The organism is Paenibacillus sp. NPDC056579 (assembly GCF_042793215.1).
Classification (GTDB): Bacteria; Bacillota; Bacilli; order Paenibacillales; family NBRC-103111; genus Paenibacillus_S.
In genome coordinates this window covers 771790-791051 of record NZ_JBHTVD010000003.1, presented here as the reverse complement: position 1 = coordinate 791051, position 19262 = coordinate 771790, and the positions used below count along the sequence as shown (strand labels likewise).

15 protein-coding genes are annotated in these 19262 nt (G+C 49.0%); all 15 read left to right on the top strand.

The annotated features are described in order from the left end of the window. Positions 1–120 precede the first annotated feature (120 nt). Positions 121–843: a sugar phosphate nucleotidyltransferase gene (locus ACFQ88_RS16180; RefSeq protein ID WP_379454771.1), complete on the top strand. Its 723-nt coding sequence runs from the start codon at positions 121–123 to the stop codon at positions 841–843. Beyond that, positions 840–1865, top strand: a complete 1026-nt coding sequence (gene rfbB / locus ACFQ88_RS16175; protein ID WP_379454770.1) for a dTDP-glucose 4,6-dehydratase — start codon at positions 840–842, stop codon at positions 1863–1865. Before ACFQ88_RS16180 ends, rfbB begins: the two co-directional genes overlap by 4 nt. A gap of 4 nt (positions 1866–1869) precedes the next feature. Beyond that, positions 1870–2733: a dTDP-4-dehydrorhamnose reductase gene (rfbD, locus tag ACFQ88_RS16170; protein ID WP_379454769.1), complete on the top strand. Its 864-nt coding sequence runs from the start codon at positions 1870–1872 to the stop codon at positions 2731–2733. Then, a complete protein-coding gene (locus ACFQ88_RS16165) occupies positions 2730–3185 on the top strand; it encodes a dTDP-4-dehydrorhamnose 3,5-epimerase family protein (protein ID WP_239627766.1) in 456 nt (151 codons plus the stop codon). Before rfbD ends, ACFQ88_RS16165 begins: the two co-directional genes overlap by 4 nt. 39 nt (positions 3186–3224) lie before the next feature. Continuing rightward, positions 3225–4343, top strand: a complete 1119-nt coding sequence (locus tag ACFQ88_RS16160; protein ID WP_379454768.1) for a CgeB family protein — start codon at positions 3225–3227, stop codon at positions 4341–4343. Between the two features lie 12 nt (positions 4344–4355). Next, positions 4356–5510: a CgeB family protein gene (locus ACFQ88_RS16155; RefSeq protein ID WP_239627761.1), complete on the top strand. Its 1155-nt coding sequence runs from the start codon at positions 4356–4358 to the stop codon at positions 5508–5510. A 34-nt stretch (positions 5511–5544) separates the two neighbouring features. Then, positions 5545–6672: a CgeB family protein gene (locus ACFQ88_RS16150; protein ID WP_379454767.1), complete on the top strand. Its 1128-nt coding sequence runs from the start codon at positions 5545–5547 to the stop codon at positions 6670–6672. 142 nt (positions 6673–6814) lie between these two features. Continuing rightward, entirely contained in the window at positions 6815–7270 is a 456-nt protein-coding gene (locus tag ACFQ88_RS16145) for a ferritin-like domain-containing protein (protein ID WP_379454766.1), read from the top strand. A gap of 216 nt (positions 7271–7486) precedes the next feature. Next, positions 7487–8707 carry an S-layer homology domain-containing protein gene (locus tag ACFQ88_RS16140; protein ID WP_379454913.1) on the top strand — a complete coding sequence of 407 codons (1221 nt, stop codon included), beginning with the start codon at positions 7487–7489 and terminating at the stop codon, positions 8705–8707. 8 nt (positions 8708–8715) lie between these two features. After that, positions 8716–15117 (top strand): CARDB domain-containing protein, encoded by a 6402-nt coding sequence (locus tag ACFQ88_RS16135; protein ID WP_379454765.1) that lies wholly within the window; start codon positions 8716–8718, stop codon positions 15115–15117. A gap of 178 nt (positions 15118–15295) precedes the next feature. Then, the gene (locus ACFQ88_RS16130) at positions 15296–16120 is read left to right on the top strand and encodes a sensor histidine kinase (RefSeq protein WP_379454764.1); all 825 of its coding nucleotides are present in this window, start codon (positions 15296–15298) and stop codon (positions 16118–16120) included. Next, positions 16117–16788: a response regulator gene (locus ACFQ88_RS16125; RefSeq protein ID WP_379454763.1), complete on the top strand. Its 672-nt coding sequence runs from the start codon at positions 16117–16119 to the stop codon at positions 16786–16788. The genes ACFQ88_RS16130 and ACFQ88_RS16125 overlap by 4 nt, the downstream gene beginning before the upstream one ends. 88 nt (positions 16789–16876) lie before the next feature. Continuing rightward, positions 16877–17539, top strand: a complete 663-nt coding sequence (locus ACFQ88_RS16120; RefSeq protein WP_379454762.1) for a YcnI family copper-binding membrane protein — start codon at positions 16877–16879, stop codon at positions 17537–17539. A gap of 191 nt (positions 17540–17730) precedes the next feature. Then, positions 17731–18519 (top strand): CAP domain-containing protein, encoded by a 789-nt coding sequence (locus tag ACFQ88_RS16115; protein WP_239627744.1) that lies wholly within the window; start codon positions 17731–17733, stop codon positions 18517–18519. Between the two features lie 237 nt (positions 18520–18756). Continuing rightward, positions 18757–19233, top strand: coding sequence for a large conductance mechanosensitive channel protein MscL (mscL, locus tag ACFQ88_RS16110; protein ID WP_239635504.1), 477 nt, complete (start codon positions 18757–18759; stop codon positions 19231–19233). Positions 19234–19262 lie beyond the last annotated feature (29 nt).

Genomic DNA, 19262 nt, shown 5'->3' with positions numbered 1-19262 from the left:
GCCAATTTTTACAATACGACGGTATACGTCCATATGCTCTTGTCTGTAGGAGAATATCTTGTTACTAGAGTGCAGAAACGAGAACCAGAGATAAGTAGGTGGGAAAGGAGTCGAAGTTCATTGAGAGGAGTCATTTTGGCCGGGGGGACAGGAACAAGGCTTCGTCCATTGACGAACATAGTGAATAAGCATCTCCTGCCTGTCGGAAATTATCCCATGATTCATTATGCTATCGAAAAGATGGCATCGCTCGGAATTGAGCATATTCTGCTCGTCATTGGCAAACAATCGGCGGGCTTATATACGGAATATGTCGGAAGCGGACAGCAATGGGGAGTCAACATTTCGTACAAAATCCAGGAACAGGCTGGCGGCATTGCTGAAGCGTTGGCGTTGGCGGAGGATTTTGTGTCTCCCGGTGAGAAAATGCTCGTCATCTTGGGGGATAACCTGTTTATGGATGATTTAACCGATGCAGTAAACGAGTTCGAGAGGATTGCGAACGGGGCGCATGTGTTTCTAAAGCAAGTGCCGGATCCCAAACGGTATGGTGTTCCTGTATTGAATAAAGGGCGCATTGCGATTATTGAGGAAAAGCCGGAACAGCCGCAATCCGATTACTGTGTGACGGGCATTTATATGTACGATTCCAAAGTATTCGAAATTATACGTACCATAGAGCCTTCGGTAAGGGGAGAGCTGGAAATCACGGATGTGAACAACGTGTATGCGGCAACGGGACAGCTGACATACAGCATATTATCGGGATGGTGGCTTGATGCGGGGACGCACGCTTCATTGCAGCAAGCAGCCGTCCTGCTGACGGGGCGTGATCAGGAGTGACGACGGTGCTTGTAACCGGGGGAATGGGCTTTATCGGCAGCAGCTTTTTGCAGTACTGGATGAAGCGGCATCCCAAGGATCGGGTGATCAACTACGATTTGCTTACGTATGCGGGAAACCCCGCCAACGTCGAGGAGATCAGCCACCTGCCCAATTACCGGTTTGTAAAAGGAGACATCACGGATCTCGCTTTGCTCGAGAAGGTGATGAAGGAGGAAGCGGTCGAGCGGGTTGTCCACTTTGCCGCCGAATCGCACGTTGACCGAAGCATTCTGGAGCCGTCCTGCTTTGTCACGACCAATGTGCTTGGCACCCAATGCCTGCTGGAAGCTGCCAAGCAATGCGGAGTCGGCCGTTTCATCCACGTCTCTACCGACGAGGTATACGGAAGCTTGGGAGCGGAAGGGTACTTCAGCGAAACAACCCCGCTCGCGCCGAACAGCCCGTATTCCGCAAGCAAAGCCGGCTCGGACTTGTTGGCGAGAGCTTACTACGAGACGTATGGCTTTCCCGTCCTCATTACCCGCTGCTCGAATAACTACGGGCCCCGCCAGCTCCCGGAGAAGCTTATTCCTGCCGTCATTACGAAAGCGCTGATGGATCAGCCGATTCCTCTGTACGGAGACGGCCGCAACATCAGGGATTGGCTGCATGTCGACGACCATTGCTCCGCTATTGAGAAGGTAATCGAATGCGGGGTGCCGGGCCAAGTTTATAATATCGGCGGAAGCAATGAGCGTACGAATGTGGAGGTGGTTTCGCAGATTTTGCGAACGCTGGGGAAGCCGGACAGCTTGATCCGGTATGTCTCCGACCGGCTAGGACACGACCGGAGGTACGCGATCGACTCCTCCAAAATTCAATCCGAGCTCGGATGGAAGCCCGCCTATACGTTCGAACGAGGGTTAGCTCAGACGGTGGAATGGTATGCGAATCACAAGGACTATTGGCTTCGGCCGAGCAATGCCACAGTAAAGCGTAACGAAGCTGCGGAAGAAAGCGGTGACGCGGAAGGAGCGTGAGTCGATGAAAGTTTTGATTACGGGGGCAGGAGGACAGCTCGGGCACGATTTGATTCGGGTACTGTCCGGCAGCCATCAGCTTTTCGCTCATACGAGAGCCGACCTTAATATAGCCGATGAACAGGCGGTCTATGCCGCCATCCGGAAGGCGCAGCCGGACATCATTATCAACGCGGCTGCTCATACGAATGTCGATTTGGCGGAGCGGCAGGCCAATGACGCCTATTTGATCAACTCCATCGGAACGAACCATGTGGCCAGGGCGGCAGCGGAAGCCGGCGCGAAGCTGGTCCATATTAGTACCGATTACGTATTCGACGGCTCCAAGCGGACCCCTTATACGGAATCGGATCGGCCTAACCCGATCAACATCTACGGCAATTCCAAGCTGCATGCGGAGAAATTCGTGGAGCTTGCCTGCGAGCGTTATTTCATCCTGCGCACCTCCTGGCTCTATGGGAGAACCGGCAGCAACTTTGTGACGAAAGTGGCGTCTCTCGCCAGGCAAAAGGAAGAAATATCCGTAGTTCACGACCAGTTCGGCTCCCCTACGTATACGCTGGATCTGGCCCGCTTTATCGAGCAGTTGATGCAAACGGATCATTACGGATTGTACCATGCCTCCAACCGCGGGTATTGCTCCCGCTTCGAATTTGCTCAGGAGATTCTCCGCACACTGCAATTGGAGCATGTCCGTCTTGTGCCTGTAAGCTCGGACGCATTCGTCACACCGGCGGAGCGGCCCGCCTATTCCGTTTTCGACGATGAGGCCATCCGGAGAAATCGGCTGCCGAGGCTCCGCCCTTGGAAAGAAGCGTTGGTCGATTTTTTGCTTAACGATTATAACAAAGAGGAGTCGAAGTCATGATCGAAGGGGTTCAGAAAAAAAATCTCGTGCTGCATAGCGACGATCGGGGCTATTTCATGGAACTACTGCGTGAGGACGACGCGATCTACGGACGTTTCGGGCAGGCTTCGATCTCGATGTCGTATCCCGGCGTTATCAAAGCGTTTCATTACCACAAAAAGCAGGATGACATCTGGTTCTTTCCAGCCGGAAGCGCCCAGGTCGTTCTTCACGATATGAGGCCGGATTCCCCGACCTATCGGCAAACGGATGTTTATTATATGGGGGATAATAACCGCTATCTGCTGTTCATTCCCCGCGGCGTGGCGCATGGATACCGCGTGCTGGGCAATCAGCCGGCGACCATCGTCTATTTCACGAATCTTGCTTACGACCCGCAACAACCCGACGAATACCGGATCGATTGGGACGATGAAACGATCGGATTCGATTGGAAAACCCGGAATCGCTAAAGACCGGAGTGACCCGGAGTACGGAGGAGGCTGAAGTACGTGGCTATCAAAGCAAAGCAAGGCAGGTCGGAGGCAAGAAAAAGAGCGCTAGGTGGCGCACGCAGCGGACGGGTGAAGGGCTATCGGTTTGGTTTCAGCCACGGTTTTCATACGGGCCGGTGCCAGGCTGTAATGAACCGTATTCCCGAGAGAATCGAGAAGAGACGCGCAGTCAAAGTGATGTATGTGCAGGAAGGAACGCCTGGGTTCCGTACGCTGGATTTGGGCATTATTCATACGCTGGGCGACATGGTGCAGGAGCTCCGCGTCGTTTATTCCTCGGATTTGATCGAGGCGGCCCAGCAGTTCAAGCCGGATCTCATCCTTGTGCTGAACGGTATTTTCCAGGTTAGCAATGAACAGCTTGAACAGCTTAGAGCACTTGGGTTCCGCACCGCGGTGTGGATTATGGACGATCCGTACTTTATGGACGTGACAACCCGAATGACACCGCTCTATGACTATGTGTTTACGTATGAAGTCAATACTGTACCCTACTACAAGAGCCTCGGCTGCCCTCAAGTCCATTATTTGCCTTCAGCCGTCAGCAGAGCCGTTATATCTCCGCGCTATGTAGAGAAGGAGTACCGTTCGGACGTTTGCTTTATCGGGCAAGGGTTTCCTAACCGGATTGCTTTTTTTAACAAAGTCGTTCCGGCGCTGAAAGGGGTTCGGCTCTTTATGGCGGGATACGGCTGGAATTTTCTCAAAAACTACGCGGATATAAAGAGATATGTCAACCTAAGAGGCGTGCTGTACGACCAAAATATCATGCACTATGCCGGCGCCAAAATCGTGATTAATTTGCACCGGATTACCAATCCGGCTAGCAGCAAATTCATTCAGCCGATGTCGCTCAATCCGCGGACGTTTGAAATCGCCGGAAGCGGCGCCATGCAGCTGACGGACGTACGTAGCGAGCTCCCCCGCATGTTTACGCCAGGAGAGGAGTTAGCGACTTTTTCCACTCCGGCGGAGCTGGTTGAGCGGATTCATTATTACTTGCAGCATGAGGAGGAACGTGAACAAATGGCGCTCCGCGGCTTGTCGAGGGCGCTTAGCGATCACACGTACGGACACCGTCTGGAGGAAATGCTGCGGATTATTTTTGGGGAATAGGTGGGGTAGGTGATGGAAAAAAAACAAGTTCGTCCCGCCTCGGCGCATAAGAAAAGCGCTTTTCAAGCGTATTGGTCGAAAAGAGGAAGCAAACTTGGCTATGCATCGGGATGGAGCCGAGGGTATCACCTTGGGCGAAGCCAGGCGATTGTGAAGAAGCTGGCTGCCTCCGCAGGACTTCAATCGATACGCGATCTTCATGTGCTGTTTGTGGTGGAGGCTTATGAAGGCGGGCAATTCCATGATCCGATCAACCAGGGGATCATCAAGGGACTGCAGGCGCAAGTGCGCAAAGTATCCGTCGCGAGTCCAGTGGACAATGTGGCCAAACAGGCCAAAGCTCTGCAGCCGGATTTGGTTATGGTCTTGAATGGCATATTCCATCTGCAGATCGAGCAGGTGAACGAAATTAGAATGAGCGGGATCAAGACTTGCGTCTGGATCACCGAAGACCCGTATTTCATTGATATCACCTTGCTCAAAGCTCCGCATTACGACTATGTATTCACCCATGAACTCGGCGCGCTTCCCTACTATCAGAAGGCGGGCTGTCAACAGGTGCACTATTTGCCTCTTGCCGTCAATGACGCCATGTTTCGTCCGAGACAGGTCAGCCCAAAGTATAACCGGGATATTTGCTTTATCGGGACGGCGTTTTGGAATCGGGTCCGTTTCTTCGACGCCATATCACCATACCTTTCCAAGAAAAAAACCTTCATCTCCGGTCTGCTCTGGAATCGCATGTCCCATTACAAAAAACTGGGCTCCAAAGTCAGTCTGGAACGCTGCATGAGCCCGGAGCAGACCTCAGCTTATTATAATGCTTCCAGCATCGTCATTAATCTGCACCGTTCCCATGAGGATAGTCAGCATAACCACAACCGGAACGGAATCAGAGCCCTGTCCATCAATCCTAGAACCTTCGATATTTGCGCATGCGGCGCGCTGCAGCTGACCGATTCGCGCGATGATTTGACGACCTTCTATACCCCCGGTCAGGAAATCGTCACGTATTCGTCTCCGGAGGAGCTGGTTTCCAAATGCGAGTATTATTTGAAGCATGAGGATGAACGCAGGGAAATCGCCCTCAGGGGGCTGCAAAGAACCATGAGCGAGCATACGTACACCAAGCGGTTGTCGAGGCTGCTTAGCATCATTTTTGGGTAGCACGTGATGAAATCAGGAAAGGAGAGAATGGATGATGGCGGTAAAACGTGTCAAAGGTTCATTACTCAGCCATGCGTCGAAAAGAGGCAGTTTGGCGGGCTACCGGCTGGGCTGGAGCCATGGGCTCCGTTACGGAAAGAGTGAAGCGGTAATCCGCTCCCAGCCGCCGCAGCACCTCCCCGTTCGCGATTTTTCCGTGCTGCTCGTCACGTCGGGTATGGGCTATCCGTTTTCGCCGATAGATCATGCGGTTACGAATGCCATGAAGAAGCAGGTTCGCAAGCTTCAGGTTTGCTCGCCGAAAGACGATATTGTTGCCGTTGCGGCTCAATTTCGGCCGACGCTGGTCATCGTCTTGCTTGGGACACATATGCCTGTAACGACGGTGGCCAGCTTGAAATTGCTCGGGATCAAAACGGCGATATGGTATTCGGACGATCCTTACTATACCGATACTACAAGGAACACGGCCATCTATTACGATTTCGTGTTCACGAATGAGCTTAGCTGCGTTGAGTTTTACCGGCAGGTCGGGTGTAGGCACGTGTACCATATGCCGCTGGCCGTCGATTTGAATGCTTTTCGTCCCATGAAGCCGAAGCGGGGCTATTATAGCGATATATGCTTTATTGGAAGCGCGTATTGGTACCGGGTGGAATTTTTTAATAAAATCGCTCCGTACCTGATCAAGCAAGATGTCAAAATCTTTGGCTGGTGGTGGCAGAGACTAAGCCTGTATTCGCGTCTGGCCCGAAGCATTCGTACCGAGTGGCTGTCTCCAGAGGAAACGGCACGTTATTACAACGGAGCCAAAATCGTTATCAATCTGCATCGTTCCCCTGATGATGAAACCTTTAACAAAAACAGCTCGCGTGTAGCCGCGCTGTCCACCAATCCCCGCACATTCGAAATTTGCGGCACGGGCGCGTTTCAATTGACGGACGCCCGACTGGATCTGCCGTCTCATTACACACCGGGTCATGATTTAATCACCTACACGTCGGCAGAGGATTTAGTAAATAAGCTCAATTATTATTTAGAGCATGAGGAGGAGCGGAACCAAATCGCGTTGAATGGCTTGAAGAAAACGGTGCGTGATCACACGTTCGATCAGCGGGTCAGAGCTTTGCTCAGTATTCTTGCGGAAAGGCTTGTACTGTAGCAATTCATCCGGAATTGGGTGGAGGTAAAGGGCTGGGTCGGGAGGCCGGAACACTGTTAAAAAGTAGTGACGTAGGCGAGCTGTAATGAATAGGCTATAGTAGGGCTAATGCCTATTCTTGTTTTGGAATGGAGGATGCAGGATGATTAACCAATCCCCCTCTGCCGACGAAAGCTGCAATCTGTCCGTGAAGCTGCAATATCGGGATGTGCGGCGATTTATGGAGCAGCTTCAGTGGAGCGTCGACCATACAGCCACCTTAGTACGCGCTTATGCCGCTTTGATCAAATCGGCTCCCGATGAAGATGCCGTTATAGAATTGGACCGGATGATGCTTGAAGAGAAAGCGATCTTCTCGTTATTGAGTGCCATGTACATGGAGTTGAAGGGTGTGGAGCCGCAAGCCAGGCCCGAATCGTTCGATTCCCCCACATATGCCGATGGCTTGCTGCGCGCCGTTCAACTGGAGCGCGAAGCCGCCCGGCACTTCCGCGATACTTATTTGCTGACCCCGAGCCCGCGGGTCCGGGATTTATTCTTCTACGGATGGACCGTTAGCACGGACCATTCGACCGGATTAGTGCTAATGATGCAATAGTGGTTGCCAAAAATATAATGTATCTAGTATAATCGTACTGTAAAGGAAACTTCTGGAATGAATGTGGCATAATTTCATATGGAAATAGGTCGGAAGCACCGCCAATCAGAGGGAACAACCCTGAGTTTGGGGTGCTTTTTTGCTGGAAATATCCAGCTGTACAGTATGGCTAACAAGCCATCAGGTATATAGAAATAACACGGGAGAGTGGATGGAATGAACAGAATCAAGAAGTTGGCTTTAAGTTTGATCGTATCGGCTGTAGTGGTGCCGATTGCTTCTCAGCACAATGCGAATGCCTCCGGGCTCCAGGATATAACCGATCATTGGGGAAGAACGCAGATTGAAGCTGCGGTCAAGGAAGGGTATGTCGACGGATATCCCGACGGCACGTTCCGTCCGGACCAGCAGGTGAGCCGGGCGGAATTCTTGAAGCTGGTGGTGGATGCGTTGAAGTTTGCTAAGAATGGACAAGCCAAGGAGTGGTACCAGCCTTATGTGGATGCCGCTGTGGCTAACGGCTTGCATGTCGCTGACGAGTTCCCTTCGGATAGACTGAATGATCCGATGACCCGCGAGGAGATGGCGCGTATTGCCGTACGGGCTACAGGGCAGGCCAATTACGATGCTAAGAAATGGATGTACCTGGCCACATCAAAAGGGATTATTACGGGGATGGACTCCAGCGGAACGTTAGGGCCGGAGCAGCCTACAACCCGTGCGCAGGCGGTTACGGTCATTCGGCGAATTATGAAAATTCGCGAAGGGGCCAGCTTACCGACGGATAAGTATGCGGTGTCGTCGGCGGAGGTGTATTGGCATAAGACGAATGTAATAACAATGCTGCCGAGGTATTTTACGAAAGTTAGGAAAGATGAGCGATTTCGGGAGGAAATTTTAACCGACTCAACTTGGGACGGAAATATTACTTGCTCGATAGACCAGTATGTTGTCGTCGATATGGACGATCCGAATGACCCTAACAAATCACTCGTTCCTAACGATCTTCAAGTTTACTATGTGGATGGTTATCGGGAGATTAGCGGAAGTAATTATATTATTATTTCTCAGCAGACATCCAGTATTAAAAGCTATCCTGCAAACACTAGATTTATAACAGGATGCTATACAGCCACGATAGATCGTCTTTATGATGATACTGGGAGATTAAAATCCAATGGGGATGTTTATCAATCTGCGGGACTTGGAGCTGAAGATGAAACTACAAAAACAGAGAAGTATTCAAAAAGATTAAAAGGAGAAGAAGGAAACGTAATACATAGAACAACTTTTTCTTACGAAATCTTACCTAAAGGCCCTCTGAAATCGACAAACCATTTTCCTGATGTATTCAGAATTGGTTTTTACGGAATTGATGCTAGTAGTCCTAAAACCGTGTATGAGGGCCTTATAAGTAATGAGATTCAAAAAGATTAGGTGAACCAATGAAAACACTCTGGCTGAAAACATTTTTTTTCATGAGCGTATTTATCTTCATTTACACAATAAGCGCAGAAGCCTCAACTTTTAAAGTGGGCGATCTTGAATACCCAAGTTCTAGCATTGTTACACCTTATAAAGATAAAGCCTCACAAGTAGAAGGTTACTTAACAAATTATTATAAATATGACTACCCGGCAATTACAGTTACGCCTAAAACGCCCGGAAATATAATTAAGAGCGTAAGACTTTTACGAAAAACTGGAGATACCGAGTACGGCAAACTTATTAATATAGGTAGCAATCAGTGGAAAATTGATACTATTATTGGTATTAGTAAACCAGTAACGAAAAGTGCTAACCCATATAGCGGATATTTCGAATGGTTTCGTGACCCAAACAAGTATGTTTGGATGTATGATATCCCTGGGCAAGAACGTATACACTATCGTTCAAGCCAAATAACGGATATTCCTGTATCAGGCATGATGAGGGTTCCCAATCCTTTTGTCACAAATGGCCCTGTAGATCCCGTTAGTCAGTATGCAGAGATTCATCATGAAACCTCGCTTGACGTATCTCAACTTACGTTAGACGAAGATTCTAGGGTGGTAGTTCCAATAGATAAAGCTTCAAATGTTCATGTAAATGATAATGAAATTATATTTAGTACTGAACACATAAGAGATAATGAAATTCTCAAGCACGCAATTAGAGAAGATGAAGACGACGTAAGTGCAAAAGCAGACTACGTGGATGTAGCTAATAATCTATTCAAATTCCATGTAAGAGCTAAATTTGATAACAGCCGTTACGAAGTAATTTCAGATACTCCCACAGGTGGGCGAGTGATACGATGGTACGACGGATGGAAATTCACGATTCGTGGTGAAGTGTACTTCGTTCCCGAGCTGTACATCGAAGCCGAAGAAGGCCCGCCACCCGATCAACCCGATCTTACCGTTGAATCAATTGTTATGAACGGCTGCCCCGAAGTCGGAACAGAAGCCATGTTCACTTATACCATCTGGAATAAAGACGCAGCAACGACAAAAGACTTCAAAGTACAGATTCGCGTTGACGGTACAGAAATAACAACTCATACCTTCGCAGGAGGGATAGGAGCAAATACCAAGAAAACCGGCACGGTACGGTATACGTTCCCTTCCGCTGGGGAGAAGACATTCTCCGTATTCGTAGATAGCAACAATGATGTTCTGGAATCGGACGAAGCTAACTCTTCGAATGCGCTGCTCCAGACGTTAAAGCCTTGCGATCCGGACGAACCACCCCCACGGCCGCCCGATCTCAAGATCAAGGGAGATTTTCGCATTGCGAAATCAACCATTTATTTTACAGAATCCAATACTATGGTACCGGAGGGAATTGACGTAACAGGAGGGAACGGCTGTACTTATGTTTCTCACTCCTTTAACTTTGCACAGGGAAGCAACCGTTTTTATCCGAAAGATGCTTTAAGTCCAGCAGAAGTGTATTTTTTAGATTATGATTCAGGCTTTAAAACGTATGGCGGAGGGATAGGCAAGGGAACCGTTTCCGTGAAAATGAAAATCAACACTTCCTGCGGAGTTTCTGAGGAGGTTGGGCCCAAGACGTTTCAGATCATTGACGATCCCAATAACAAGCCGCCGTACCTAGAAATTGCATGGTATTACAACGGGATAGAAACCGATACAGTAACGGAAGGGGCCGTTGTAGAGCTAAGAGTCAAGAAAGAAGAAGACCCGGATAACGAGCGAGTAACACGGTTATGGTATTTTGATCAAAGTACGGATTGGGTTCGGAATTTGCCATCCACTTATGGGTTTAAAACGCCTTACGATAAAAAAAGCTATAGCAATATGATTGCAAACGTTCAAGGTACACATAAAGTTTGCGCTATCACTCAAGATGAAAAAGGAAGCGCTTCCAATAAGGCTTGTGCCTTCCTCGATGTCATTGGACCGAATCCGATCCCTGTAATCAGCGGGGCAACATCGGTAAAAGTGAATCGACCGTTAAATCCGACATTGGATGCATTGAAAAGTTTCTCACCTGTTCCAGGTAGAACGATCGATCATGTCCGTGACGAATGGAGCAGCACGGCCCTATGGAGCGATGGGACCACTTCTTCATGGGGAGGATTTAGCAATTCCTTTCCCAAAGATGGCCAAGTGACCGTTTCCCTTCATGTTTTTGATAATACGGGACTTAAATCCGTCGCTCCGGATACGCACGTTATTACGGTAATACCGGATGATCCGCCAGTGATTGAGTTTGAATATTTAAGTGTTATGACACGTTCGGCGCAGACGTTCCGTAACGCTTCTTACAGTCCAGATGGCGACGGAATTGAAATGTACCGCGTAACCGTAGGTTATGAATGGAGCAATAACGGAGTGTTTAATATTTATGAGTCCGAGGTTTCTACCAACAACAACGGATTTATATTTAATCCGACTCGCGTAGGAAAATATCATTTTAGGGTGTATGCAAAAGAACCGCAAGATTATGGCAAAGACGCGTATAAAGATTACACAGTCGAGGTAATTAACGATAGTCCGGAAGTTACGTTTACCGTAACAGGGGAAGCATCCGAACCGAGTCCGGTCAATGTTACGGGATTCAATCCGAGCGATTTAGCGAATGGATGGACGAATACAAGCTTGGATAAATCCTGGATGTTTAATTCATGGAGTGTAGGGCCGAACAATACGTTGGTAAGCAGTAAGAGGGCACCTGTGAAAAACTATCCAGGGAGTGCGTTACCCAACTTCTACTCCGTACCTTTAGGCGATGCCAATATGAAGCTTCAAGGTAAAAAAATGTTGTGGCTTCCAAGGGGGCCATTCGGCTATATAACTCCGCAAGATGGTGTTGACGGCCAATTTATTGCTTCACTCGGAAATGAGATTTTTATTGTAGCTGATGTTGGTGACACTTTGTACTTGGCAAGTCCAAGCTTTGCTCCCAAGCTTATTACAACTAATAACGGGAGTGTATATATCAATAAGGCGACACAAGAACTAATGGTTGTCAAACGATCTAACAGTTACTCTGACCGTTATAGTGAAATTTGGGAGAAGTACGATCTGACAAAACTGAAAGAAGCCGTCGTTGTTAAGACAGGAAGTGGTACACGATCTGTTGAATATCGGGCAGGAGGAAAATATTATGTTGCCTCGGGCACGAGAGGAGCTTGGTCGGACGGAACCCTTCCGGGAGGTTTTTCACGAATTCCGTTTAGAGATGATTTTAAGGAAATCAATTTTACAACAAGAACGATTAAATCATACACGGCAGAAGATAAAATAAACCCTTATAGTGTCATATCTTATGAAACGATTCCAGCTCTTCCGCAACAGAACAGAGAACGAAGCAATGTATATAACTTGGAATGGTATCCTGAATTGGTATCCGATGTTCTTTTTGCACCTACCGACGATGGTGATACTTACCCTTCTTATAACAATAACTACTACATGGATGCGAAAGGGAACTATTACTTTTATACGAGGTTGAACGGGAATCCGACTCTGTTGAAATTGGATTCGTTTACGGGTATCCCTACATTTGCAGGTACTCTTAATTCGAGAGTAACGTATGCAAAATTCGTGTCCATATCGGAAGACGGTCATATTGCAGGGTTTGATTTAGGTAGTGAAACGATTTATATCGACTTACGGACAGGAAATGAAACCGGAGCTGGATCAAAGCATTTGGCTGGATACGATTCAGATTCCTACCAAAACGGTTACGGCTATAAAATGGTTAGCGAACCCACTACCTATTATGATGAAGATTGTGGTTGTACCTTGCCTACAACTCAAAATGTCATGAGACTGCATGAGCTATCCTACAATAATCGTGTATGGGATAGCAGTTTTGACCGAAATAAATCGAACGTAACGGTTGTTTCTGAGAACCAGTACTTTGATGGCGAGTATTTGTATCGATACAACCCGAGCGAGGATCAGCCAGCAGCTTCCAACGAGCCGTTCACGTTCGGCCAGCTCATTAATACGTCTTCGCAGCAAATTACGAACGGGACGATTCTTTGGAGCATGAAAACCCGTTTGGATCAGGTGAATATGACGGCAGGGATGGCCTTTAGAATCCAGAACTACCAAAACATGTACCGACTGGAATCGAACAAGCGGAAGCTCAATTTGGTGAAAATCGTGAATGGCCGCAAAACCATTCTAACAACGGTCAACCGATCGGCAGCTGTAGACACATGGGTTCCATACCGGATCAAGATAACTGGTTCCAATATGAAAGTATATGAGAATAACAGTTTGATTATGGACGAATGGGATGATACTTTCTCCTGGGGAACGATGGGTCCATTCTCCACGGCCGACAGCAGCCAATTTAAAGGCATGTCTTTCCAATGGAGCAATGCAGACAACAGCTATGCAACGCCAGGAACGGCCATCGTTGATAAGAGTGTGAAATACGATCCAACGTATAACGACCAACCGGAAAATGACCCGCGCTTAGATATTCGAACGCAGTGGAGCTATCAGCACGTCGATACGACGAAGTTTTTGGACTATGGGGATGGAAAATCCGGTTTGTCTTCGCTTCACGGCCAAATCATTACATCGCCAGCACTCACTTTCGATAAAGTCGGCGTGTACAAGATCGATTACCGCGTGCCGGACGATCCGCACCAGGATCGCCGTATCGCGAACGGCGACTTGATGTTTGAAGGATATTCCAAATATTCGGATTGGTATTCGCAATACTTGATCGTTCACCGTAGACCGATTTCGCTATTTAACATCTGGCAGGATGGGAGCCGAATGGTATTATGGTCCGACTCCAGTTATGATCCGGATCGTTGCTACAACTCTGGAAACTGCCAAAATCAATCGGACTACCCCACAAGTCACGGGATATACAAGAAAAAGTTTTACTACATCACGCCTAGCGGCAGCCGCGTAGACGGCAAGCTGATCCGGCCAACCGAGTCCGGAACGTATGTTGTAGCTATGGCCGTGGCCGACGAATATAATGCTTGGAGCGATTGGTACGAGCAAACGATCGATATTTGTAACGGATGTCAAGCAGCACCAAACAACCCGCCGGGGGTTTGGCTGACATTTCCTGGCGGCGACTATAACAACCCGAGTCCGGTTAGTCTGCAGCCGACGATTTACTGGAATCAATGGGACCCCGATCCGGGAACCGTGTACGAAACGTTTGATTTGAACATTAAAGAAGAATGGGGCGCTTGCGTCGAATGCGTAACGAATAAATTCATGGGAACAACGGCGGGCAGCTGGGCATGGACCATGGATGTTCAACTTACCGAAGGACGGAAGTATAGCGCTCAAGTACGGATTAACGATGGAGAAGCATGGTCGGGATGGAGTAATATCGGATGGATGATGACGAACAGCCCTCCTGTGGCGTATATGAGCTATCCTTGGGGTACACAAGACAATCCAACGATAGTGAATACGAGACAACCAACGCTTACCTGGACGCAAAGTGATCCGGATGCCGGCGGCTGGCTCGATTACTTCCAAATCCTTATTATCAATGAGGCCAATAATAATACGATTTACGACAGCGGCAAGGTGTGGCAGCATACGCAATCAACCAACGGCAGCATAACGGTCCCGTGGGATCTTCCTACAGGTCAGAAAATGCGGGTACGCGTCAAGGTATGGGACCAATACGGTGCTGAATCCAGCTGGTCGCCCGATGCTTGGATGATGATAAACCGCCCGCCGGTTGCTGATTTTGACTGGACGCCGAAGCCGGCATTTGAAGGGGACACCGTATATTTGCATAATCAGTCGACAGATCCGGACGGGGATCCGTTAACTTATGAATGGCAAATCAAGGGTCCGGCTTACGACGTGGTTCAACATACATGGGATACTTCCATCCCGTCTACGGTGACGGATAACCATCCCGGCAATTATATTGTTTCGTTGAAAGTGACCGATATCCACGGAGCTACAAGTCAAGTGGAAAAGATCGTACGTGTCGGAGACCTGCAGCTAAGAGGATTCGTCAAGCATACCGGTCAATGGGATGATAACCGGAAAAGCTACAATATGCGAAAATCCGGCGATCCGGAACGGCCGCGTCCGTACGATATGTTCTGGTCGGGAGAAGCTTTTGTATTGGAAGCATTGACTAACGAGCCTGCCGCGGCAGTCCAGGTTCATATGTCTTACACCGAGCTGGATTCTGAGCTAACTTCCAACACGACGCACACGATTTGGAGCGGGCAGATGCATCGGGATGAATTCGAAACGCTGCCGGACCAATCGTATTCATTCCGTTTTCATGTCACTTGGCCCAATGGACATATAGAGTCGGTTATTCCGGTCATTACGGTTCGGGATCCATGGACTGATTTTGCAACGAGCGTTAGAAAAGAATAGCATGCGTCGTGCGTAACCCAGATGGGAGATTTTGTCGCTACACACTGGAAGCTGCGATTCCCGTTGCGCAGGAATGATGGTATCATTCAGGTAGGCGATCATCAGCAAGAAGCGTACAAGCTCTATTAGTGCGAGCCGTCTATCTTGCGGCCTTAGACTACTAGAAGAGAGGATATCCATGTCTTTACGCACATTGAAGCTGCTGGCCATCATTTTGCCAACGCTTATTATCGGCGGTTTTGAATATATCCGTCATGAGTTTTTGCTGGATGAGCTCTCGATGGAGGCGGGCAACGTCTATATTACCGTGCTTACCTTGTTTCTTTCTTATTTGTTCGCCTCTTGGATGTTCCGCAGCATACGCCGCACGAACGAGCGGCTGGCCGCAGAGCAATCGAAACGAGCCGTATACGAAGAGCGGGAGCGAATGGCGCAGGAGCTGCACGATAATATTGCGCAAATCTTGTTTTTCCTGAACGTTCAGCTGAAAAAAGGCCAAATTCAGGAAGCCCGCTCCGCCGTTTCCGAGATCGATCATCATCTCCGGCAGGCGATTTTCAACTTGAGAACGGCGCCGGAGGAGGGGGCTACTTTTGGAACCCGATTGTCCACTTGGCTTGATGAATGGAGCGGGATCACTGGCATTGCAGTCGAACAAAAGGTGGACGAATTTCAGCAGTCCGTCGCCCCCGCGGAGGAAGTGAAGCTGTTTGCCATAATCCGCGAGGCGTTCACGAACATTCGCAAACATTCCCAAGCGGACCATGCATCGATCGAGCTCCAGCTTATTAACGAGAAAAATGGAAATGACTGGATTCTGCGGATTTCCGATAACGGGATAGGCTTTGATCCGAGCTTAATAGGGGGCACTAATCGTTACGGAATGACCTTTATGCGCAAGCACGCCGCCGAGATGGGGGCAGCCTTAACCATTCAGAAGTTGAGCCAAGGAGGAACGGAGCTGTTTGTATCTGGTCCGGTAAAAAGGAGCGAGCCGCAATGAATTACAGAGTGTTGATAGCCGATGATCATCCGCTGGCCCGAAGAGCGGTCCGTACGCTTCTCGAGGGCGAAGAAGGCTTTGAGATCATTGGCGAAGCGGATAACGGAGAGCAAGCATTCGCCAAATGCCGCGAGATGTCCCCGGACCTGGTGCTTATGGATATTCAAATGCCTGGAATGACGGGACTGGAGGCGACGAGGAAAATCAAACAGCTGCATCCTCATATCAAAATTGTCATGTTGACCGTGTCGGACGACGTAGCCGACTTGTTCACGGCCATTCAGAACGGAGCACAAGGGTATCTTCTTAAAAATATGGACCCTGACGACTGGATCGTCTACCTGCGTGGGCTTCTGGACGATAACAGCGACATTGCGCGCCAAATGGCGGACAGGCTCTTTCATCAGTTCCGTTCCGTACCTGCGCAGGCGGTCGAGGAGGCGAAACCTCACGTCTTATCTGCTCGGGAAGGAGAAATTCTGACATGTGTCGCGAGCGGGCAGAGCAACCGGCAAATCGCGGAGCAGCTGATGATAACCGAGAACACGGTCAAAAATCATATCAAGAACATATTATCCAAGCTGTCGCTGGATAACCGGGTGCAGCTAACAGCTTATGCAATCCGTCACGGCTTGACACAGTATAGTCAAAAACAAGGGCGCAAATAGCCCGATAGAGTCATATTCATCCCATCCTCCATGTTGTACATTAAGAAAGAAGTTTTTCAAGCATGAAGTTGAGGGGATGAATGAACAAATGAAGAAAATCAACATGTTCCTTATGATTGGGTTGCTGCTATCCATGCTCGGAGGAGGATTGGCAAGCGCTCACGTTACCGTGCAGCCTGCAGAAGCTGTACAAGGCTCGTATGAAAAATTCGCCGTCCGCGTACCATCGGAAAAAGAGGTGCCGACGGTCAAAGTGGAAGTGAAATTTGCTGTCGACTCCGTATCGATCAGCCGATTCGAACCGAAGCCGGGCTGGAAGTATGAGATTGCGAAGGATGCCAGCGGCAAAATTACAGGCGTAACCTGGACGGCAACCGGTGATGGGATTAGTGCAACGGAATTTATGGAATTTTATATGCAAGGGAAAGTAGCGGACAACGCTACCAGCATCAATTGGAAAGCTTATCAAACGTACAAAGACGGCTCGGTCGTTGAATGGGTAGGGGCAGAAGGCTCGGATAAACCGGCTTCCGTAACCAAAGTCAAAGCGAAGCCAGCAGGCGCGGGCCAAGACAGCCATGGCAACACGACGTCAACGCCTGCACAAGGTGCTGCGGGTGCCGGGCACGACAGCCAGCCTGCTGCAGCTCCTGCCGCATCGCAAGCACCATTGTACTTGTCTATCGCGGCACTAGTACTGGGATTGATCTCTTTTGTCATCTCGCTGTCCAAAAGAAAATCCAGCCGTTAAAAAGGCAGCGCCTGATTTCAAAAGTCGGAACCCGGAGATAAGGGTTCCGATTTTTTGGCGTACAATGGACGAAGGATATCCGCTTCCCATTAAACTAAGTAAAACGGCGTGTCTGTTCTCATAAAAATGAAGGCAAATGGGGAAGCTTGGTATAAACGAAACATCAATCCAACCCATGGAGGTATGAGTATATGCGCGGCAAGCTCAGGAAGGGGAAACTGCTCGTTACTCTCTGTATTTGTTTGCTGTTGTTATTATCCTTCAGCACCAACGTATTAGGCTTCGGAAAGAATTCCCAAGGACCTGACGTATTCGTCGTACAAGGGATGCTGAAGACGCTAGGGTATTTTCCGGGTACGATAACGGGGTATTACGGAGCGGAAACGGAGCAGAGTGTAAGAACGTTCCAGAAATCTTATGGCTTGCCGGTGACCGGTGCCGTTGACGACCGGACGCTTCAATCAATTATATGGGCGTATAGCAATCGGAAGCTTCCGAAGAAGCCGGCTCCTGCACCTGCTCCTGATCGGAAACCGGCCCCAGCTCCCTCACCTGGTCCGGCGCCGAAACCGACTCCGCCTCCGACAGCGGATTTTCTCTCCCCTGAAGAGAAGCAAATGATCGATCTCGTGAATGAAGCCCGTCAGCAGGAGGGTGTTCCCCCATTAACAGTTGACCTCGAGCTGTCCAAGTCGGCGAAGCTCAAAAGTCAGGACATGGTGGACAAAAACTATTTCTCGCACGATTCTCCAACGTACGGATCGCCGTTCGACATGATGAAGCGGCTCGGTATCAGCTATTCGACGGCAGGGGAGAACATCGCCTGCAATCAGGCGACGGACACAGCGCATAGTGCGCTGATGGAATCTCCGGGGCACCGCTCCAACATTCTGAGCGAAGACTTTACCCATATCGGCATCGGCATTGTGGATGGGGGAGCTTGCGGCAAGATGGTTACCCAGCAGTTTATCGGGAAGTAACCAACCACGCTGTTTAAACAAAGTCGAGTGTCCATTGGACCTTAGGTCCATCCCGACACTCGCAGCATAACCTCCAGGCTGCCTCCATCATCTAGGGGCTCTGGAGGTTTATTTTGATTTGGAAGGGAATGCTTTTATGCCTCCAGCCCGTTACCTTATCGACCCCGAGGGAAAAATCGGGTATGATAGTAACAAACAAGCGCAGCAAAGGAGAAACGTTGAAGTATGGCTTCCAAAATGATCAAAGAGTTTAAAGAATTCGCAATGAAAGGGAACATGATCGATCTGGCGATCGGTGTTATCATCGGCGGAGCGTTCAGTAAAGTCGTTACCTCTATTGTGAGTGACCTTGTTATGCCTCCGATAGGCCTTTTGCTTAACCGGGTCAATTTCTCGGATTTGTTCTTCAGCTTAGATGGAAAAAGCTACGATTCCTTGGCGGCAGCTAAGGCTGCTGGGGCACCGACACTTAATTTTGGATTGTTTTTCAGTACGATGATCGATTTCCTTATCTTATCATTCGTTATTTTTATTACCGTCAAGCAGATCAACCGCCTGCGCAAAAAGCAGGAGGACAAGCCTGATCCGAAGAAGGAAACGAAGGAATGCCCGGAATGTCTATCGGATATTCCAAAGCAGGCCGTTCGCTGCAAATTTTGCACAGCTTACGTTGAACCGGCAGCAAATCTGGAATCTCCACGCACAATGAACTAAGGACTTACCGAATAAAAAGATGAAAAACC